At 71.9% G+C, this 6460-nt stretch carries 4 protein-coding genes; all 4 read left to right on the top strand.

From position 1 onward, the window contains the following. Positions 1-308 precede the first annotated feature (308 nt). The 4 genes from DY245_RS18320 to DY245_RS18305 all read left to right on the top strand — a co-directional run bounded on the left by DY245_RS18320 (position 309) and on the right by DY245_RS18305 (position 6375). On the top strand, positions 309-1874 hold the full coding sequence (locus DY245_RS18320) for a phytoene desaturase family protein (RefSeq protein WP_128508337.1): 1566 nt from the start codon (positions 309-311) through the stop codon (positions 1872-1874). A gap of 131 nt (positions 1875-2005) precedes the next feature. After that, complete coding sequence (locus DY245_RS18315) at positions 2006-3109, top strand: NAD(P)H-dependent flavin oxidoreductase (protein ID WP_128508336.1); 1104 nt, start codon at positions 2006-2008, stop codon at positions 3107-3109. Between the two features lie 19 nt (positions 3110-3128). Then, the gene (locus DY245_RS18310) at positions 3129-4688 is read left to right on the top strand and encodes an acyl-CoA synthetase (protein ID WP_128508335.1); all 1560 of its coding nucleotides are present in this window, start codon (positions 3129-3131) and stop codon (positions 4686-4688) included. 94 nt (positions 4689-4782) lie between these two features. After that, positions 4783-6375: an acyl-CoA synthetase gene (locus DY245_RS18305; protein WP_128508334.1), complete on the top strand. Its 1593-nt coding sequence runs from the start codon at positions 4783-4785 to the stop codon at positions 6373-6375. Positions 6376-6460 lie beyond the last annotated feature (85 nt).

The raw sequence follows: 6460 nt of genomic DNA, 5'->3' as shown, positions 1-6460 counted from the left end.
GGGCGCGCGGGCCGGGTCGGGGGCGGCGGAGGCGGGCGCGGGGGCCGCGAGCAGTCCGGCCGAGCAGGCGGCGACGGCGGTCAGTCCGGCGAAAGTGCGGCCGATGCGGGGTACCGACGGGTGGGACACGAGTCACCTCACGAGTGGGCGGGACGGCCTGGGAGGAGGCAAGCGGGGGCGGCGCCGGGGCGGAGCACGGCCGGACGCTAGGAGCAGCCCAGGGCCCGGTCAAGAAGCCGCACCGCCCGGGCCGGAGGTTTCAGCCGCCTGCACCTGGCGACCGAGATCACCGCGTGCTACCAAGGGGCATGCCGGAACGGACTTCGTATGACGCGGTCATCGTCGGCGGCGGGCACAACGGACTGGTCGCCGCCGCTTATCTCGCACGCGCCGGGCGCAGCGTGCTGGTGCTGGAGCGGCTGGACCACACCGGTGGTGCGGCCGTGTCGACCCGGGCGTTCGCCGGGGCCGACGCCCGGCTGTCCCGCTACTCCTACCTCGTCAGCCTGCTGCCGCCGAAGATCGTGCGGGACCTCGGGCTGCGCTTCGCGGTCCGCAAACGCACCGTCTCCTCCTACACCCCCGCCGTACGCGACGGCAGCCCCACCGGCCTGCTGGTAGCCGGCGGCGAGGACCGCACCCGTGCCTCGTTCGACCGACTCACCGGCTCCGACCGGGAATTCGACGCCTGGCAGCGTTTCTACGCCGGCACCCGGCGCCTGGCCGAACGGGTCTTCCCCACCCTCACCGAGCCGCTCCCCACCCGCGCCGCACTGCGCGCCGCGATCGACGACGACGCCACCTGGCACGCCCTGTTCGAACGCCCCCTGGGCGAGGTCGTCGAGGAGACCTTCACCGACGACCTGGTCCGCGGAGTGGTCCTCACCGACGCCCTCATCGGCACCTTCGCCACCGCCCACGACCCGTCCCTGCGCCAGAACCGCTGCTTCCTCTACCACGTCATCGGCGGCGGCACCGGCGACTGGGACGTCCCCATCGGCGGTATGGGCGCCCTCACCGACGCACTGGCCGACGCCGCCCGCCGCGCCGGTGCGGAGATCGTCACCAACTGCCCGGTGACCGCCCTCGCGACGGACGGCCGGACCGCGGAGGTGACCTGCGACCAGGGCACGATCGGCGCCCGCCGGGTCCTCGTCAACGCCGCACCCCGGGAACTGGCCCATCTGCTGGGCGAGACCCCGCCCCCACCCGCCGAGGGCGCCCAGCTCAAGGTGAACATGCTGCTCACCCGGCTGCCGCGGCTACGGGACAGACAGGTGGACCCGCGGGAGGCCTTCTCCGGCACCTTCCACGTCGCCGAGGGCTACGACCAGCTGGAGCAGGCCTACCACCAGGCCGCGTCCGGCCGGCTGCCCACCGCCCCGCCCTCCGAGATCTACTGCCACTCCCTCACCGACCCCTCCATCCTCGGCGCCGATCTCGTCCGCCAGGGCTACCAGACGCTCACCCTCTTCGGCCTGCACACCCCGGCGAGACTCTTCACCGCCGACAACGACACCACCCGCGAGCAGCTGCTCGCCGCCACCCTCGCCGAACTGGACACCCACCTCGCCGAGCCGCTCGCCGACTGTCTGGCCCATGACGCCGACGGCCGCCCCTGCATCGAGGCCAAATCCCCCCTGGACCTGGACCGCGAACTGGGCCTGCCGGGCGGCAACATCTTCCATCGCGACCTGGCCTTTCCGTACGCGGATCCCGAGGGCGCCGACGACGCCGCGACCGCCCCCGCCCGCTGGGGCGTGGCCACCACCCACCCCAACGTCCTCCTGTGCGGCGCGGGCGCCCTGCGCGGCGGGGGAGTCAGCGGCATCCCGGGGCACAACGCGGCGATGGCGGTGCTGGAGGAGGGGTGAGGGAGCAGGGGCGGCAAGGACAGCAAGCGGGCAACTGCAGAGAGGACAACAAGGGCCGCCGCCGCGCAAGTTTCTGACGCAGCATCAGAAAATCTCTTCCCTCGTACGGCCCGCTGCGGCATCCTGCGCCCATGCAGACGGAGCTGAGCAACACGCTGGGAGTCGAGCACGCCGTCTTCGGGTTCACACCCTTCCCCGCGGTCGCCGCGGCGATCACCCGGGCCGGCGGGTTCGGGGTGCTCGGCGCGGTCCGCTACACCGCGCCGGACGCGCTGGCGCGCGACCTCGACTGGATGCAGGAGCACACCGACGGGCTGCCCTACGGACTCGATGTGGTGATGCCCGCCAAAAAGGTGGAAGGCGTCAGCGAGACCGATGTCGAGGCGATGATCCCGCAGGGACACCGGCGGTTCGTCACCGAGCTTCTTGAGAAATACCAGGTGCCGCAGCTCGCGGAGGGGGAGACGTCCGGCTGGCGGATCACCGGCTGGATGGAGCAGGTCGCCCGCACCCAGCTCGATGTGGCCTTCGGCTATCCGATCAAGCTGCTGGCCAACGCCCTCGGCTCGCCGCCCCCCGACATCATCCAACGCGCCCACGACCACGGCATTCTCGTCGCCGCGCTCGCCGGCAGCCCCCGGCACGCACAGCACCACAAGGCGGCCGGCATCGATATCGTCGTCGCCCAGGGCTACGAGGCCGGCGGACACACCGGCGAGATCGCCACCATGGTCCTGACCCCGGAGGTGGTCGCCGCCGTCGACCCGCTGCCGGTGCTCGCCGCGGGCGGCATCGGCACCGGCGAGCAGATCGCCGCCGGACTCGCCCTCGGCGCACAGGGCGTCTGGCTGGGCTCGATCTGGCTGACCACCGAGGAGGCCGAACTGCACTCCCGGCGGCTGACCGCCAAACTGCTCGCCGCGGGCCCGGCCGACACCGTCCGCTCCCGTGCCCTGACCGGCAAACCCGCCCGCCAGCTGCGCACCGACTGGACCGACGCCTGGGACGACCCGAGCGGCCCCGGCCCCCTTCCGATGCCGTTGCAGGGCCTGCTGGTCGCCGAGGCCAACTCCCGTATCCAGCGGCACGAGGTCGAACCGCTGCTGGGCACCCCCGTCGGCCAGATCGTCGGCCGGATGAACAGCGAACGCAGCGTTCAGGCCGTCTTCGACGACCTCACCCGCGGCTTCGAGCGGGCCATCGACCGCATCAACCGCATCGCCGGACGCGCATGAACCCGAGGAGGACAGCGGAATGACCCATGGTTCCCCACCACCCAACGGCTTCTGGGCGCAGGCCGCAGCCGACCCGGACCGTACGGTCCTGATCGCCCCGGACGGCGAGGAGTGGACCGCGGGCCGGCTGCACGCCGCGAGCAACCAACTGGTCCACGGGCTGCGGGCGGCGGGCCTGGAGCGCGGCGACGCATTCGCCGCGGTCCTCCCCAACGGCGTCGAGTTCTTCACCGCCTACCTGGCCGCGTCGCAGGCCGGCTTCTATCTCGTCCCCGTCAACCACCACCTGGTCGGCCCGGAGATCGCCTGGATCGTCGCCGACTCCGGCGCGAAGGTGCTGATCGCGCACGAGCGGTTCGCGGACGCGGCCCGGCACGCCGCGGACGAGGCGGAACTGCCGGCCGCCCGGCGCTACGCCATCGGCGCCGCCGACGGCTTCCGCCCCTACGCCCAACTCCTCGACGGACAGCCCAAGTCCGCGCCCGACGGCCGCACCCTGGGCTGGGTCATGAACTACACCTCGGGCACCACCGGACGCCCGCGCGGCATCCGCCGCCCGCTGCCCGGCACCCCGCCCGAGGACGCCTACCTGGGCGGCTTCCTCGCCATCTTCGGCATCCAGCCCTTCGACGACAACGTCCACCTGGTCTGCTCACCGCTCTACCACACCGCCGTACTGCAATTCGCCGGCGCTTCCCTGCACATCGGCCACCGCATCGTCCTGATGGACAAATGGACGCCGCGGAACATGCTCGCCCAGATCGACGCACACCGCTGCACCCACACCCATATGGTGCCCACCCAGTTCCACCGGCTGCTCGCACTGCCCGAGGAGACCCGGGCGGCGTACGACGTGAGCTCGATGCGGCATGCGATCCACGGCGCCGCGCCCTGCCCCGACCACGTCAAACGCGCGATGATCGACTGGTGGGGCGGCTGCGTCGAGGAGTACTACGCGGCGAGCGAGGGCGGCGGTGCGTTCGCGACCGCCGAGGACTGGCTCAAGAAGCCCGGAACGGTCGGCAGGGCCTGGCCGATCAGCGAGCTCGCCGTCTTCGACGACGACGGCAACCGGCTGCCCGCGGGCCAACTCGGCACCGTCTACATGAAGATGAGGACCGGCGGCTTCAGCTACCACAAGGACGAGGGCAAGACGAAGAAGAACCGGATCGGTGACTTCTTCACCGTAGGTGACCTCGGCTATCTGGACGAGGACGGCTATCTCTTCCTCCGCGACCGCAAGATCGACATGATCATCTCGGGCGGGGTGAACATCTACCCCGCCGAGATCGAGTCGGCCCTGCTCGGCCACCCGGCCGTCGCCGACGCGGCCGCCTTCGGTATCCCGCACGACGACTGGGGCGAGGAGGTCAAGGCCGTCGTGGAACCGGCCGAGGGCCGGCGGCCGGGCCCCGAACTGGCCGCCGAGATCCTGGCGTACTGCGAACGGCAGCTGGCCGGCTACAAACGGCCCAGGTCGCTCGACTTCATCGCCATCATGCCGCGCGATCCCAACGGCAAGCTCTACAAGCGGCGGCTGCGCGACCCGTACTGGGAGGGCCGGGAGCGCGCCATGTAGTGGCCGTGTGCCTGGTGGGCGCGCACGGCCGACGACGGCCGGTTCACCGGTCGGGTGCCTTGACCCGGGGTGGGGTGCGGCCGAGGATCGCGCCATGACGCGAGCGCGGAGCAATACGGTCGACGGGGTCCTGCGGCGCAGTGCCCGGCGGGTGCCCGAGCGGACCGCGGTGCGGTACGGGGACCGGAGCTGGACCTATCGCGAGCTGGACGACGCGGTGACCGCCGCGGCGCGGGTGCTGCTGGCCGACGGCCTCCGGCCCGGCGACCGGGTCGCTTCCTACGGCCACAACTCCGATGCGTATCTGATCGGCTTTCTGGCCTGCGCCCGGGCCGGGCTGGTGCATGTGCCGGTCAACCACGGCCTCACCGGCGAGGATCTGGCCTACCTCCTCGACCAGTCCGGCAGTGCGCTGGTGCTCACCGATGTCGCGCTTGCGCACCGGCTGCCCAAGTCCGTCCGCAGCATGCCGCTCCACGACGCGCCCGACGGGTTGGTGGAGCGGCTCGTGGCCCATGAGGCTGTCGGTGACGCCGAGGCGGTAGCGGCGGGCGACGACGCGACGGGCCGGTTGGCGGAGGTGCCCGACGACGCCCTCGTCCAACTGCTCTACACCTCGGGAACCACCGCGCTCCCCAAGGGCGCGATGATGACGCACCGCGCCCTGGTGCACGAATACACCAGCGCCATCGTCGCCCTCGACCTGAAGGAGACGGACCGGCCGCTGCACTCGCTGCCGCTCTACCACTCCGCGCAGATGCATGTGTTCCTGCTGCCCTACCTGGCGGTGGGCGCCGAGAACACCATCCTGGACGGGCCCGATCCGGACCGGATCCTCGCACTGGTGGAAGCGGGCCTGGCCGACAGCCTGTTCGCGCCGCCGACGGTGTGGATCGGGCTGTCCCACCACCCCGACTTCGCCACCCGGGAGCTGAGCGGGCTGCGCAAGGCGTACTACGGTGCCTCGATCATGCCGGTGCCGGTCCTTGCGCGGCTGCGCGCCCGGCTGCCCGGGCTCGCGTTCTACAACTGCTTCGGGCAGAGCGAGATCGGGCCGCTGGCCACCGTCCTCGGCCCGGACGAACACGAGGGCCGGATGGACTCCTGCGGGCGCCCGGTGCTGTTCGTCGAGGCACGGGTGGTGGACGAGGCGGGCCGGGAGGTGCCGGACGGCACCCGGGGCGAGGTCGTCTACCGGTCGCCGCAACTGTGCACCGGCTACTGGGACAAGCCCGACGAGACCGCCGAGGCGTTCCGGGACGGCTGGTTCCACTCCGGAGACCTCGCCGTCCGCGATGCGGCGGGCTATTTCACGGTGGTCGACCGGGTCAAGGACGTCATCAACTCCGGTGGTGTCCTGGTCGCCTCGCGTCAGGTGGAGGAGGTGCTCTACGAGCATCCGCAGGTGGCCGAGGTCGCGGTCATCGGGCTGCCGGACGAGCGCTGGATCGAGGCGGTGACCGCGGTGGTCGTCCGGCGCACGGACGGTGGGGACGGTACGGGCGGTGGTGACGGGGCAGCGGACGGCGGCTCCGTGGTGGGGGAGCAGGAGCTGATCGAGGCGGCCCGCGCCCGCCTTGCGCCGTTCAAGGCGCCCAAACGGGTGATGTTCGTGGACGCGCTGCCGCGCAACGCCAGCGGCAAGGTCCTCAAGCGCGAGCTGCGCGAATGGTTCGGCACGCCCTGAGAGCCGCGCGGAGGGCGACTGTCAGTGCCCCCTGCCATGCTGAGAAGCGGCGGGAGAACAGCCGTGCACGTCACCATCCGCACAA

This window comes from Streptomyces inhibens (assembly GCF_003389455.1).
GTDB classification, from domain to species: Bacteria; Actinomycetota; Actinomycetes; order Streptomycetales; family Streptomycetaceae; genus Streptomyces; species Streptomyces inhibens.
The sequence above is the reverse complement of the archived record's forward strand: the minus strand, read 5'-3'. Positions and strand labels throughout refer to the sequence as shown.

Coding starts and splice junctions, on each gene's coding strand:
- DY245_RS18320 (WP_128508337.1), top strand. CDS start 309: ATGCCGGAACGGACTTCGTATGACGCGGTCATCGTCGGCGGCGGGCAC.
- DY245_RS18315 (WP_128508336.1), top strand. CDS start 2,006: ATGCAGACGGAGCTGAGCAACACGCTGGGAGTCGAGCACGCCGTCTTC.
- DY245_RS18310 (WP_128508335.1), top strand. CDS start 3,129: ATGACCCATGGTTCCCCACCACCCAACGGCTTCTGGGCGCAGGCCGCA.
- DY245_RS18305 (WP_128508334.1), top strand. CDS start 4,783: ATGACGCGAGCGCGGAGCAATACGGTCGACGGGGTCCTGCGGCGCAGT.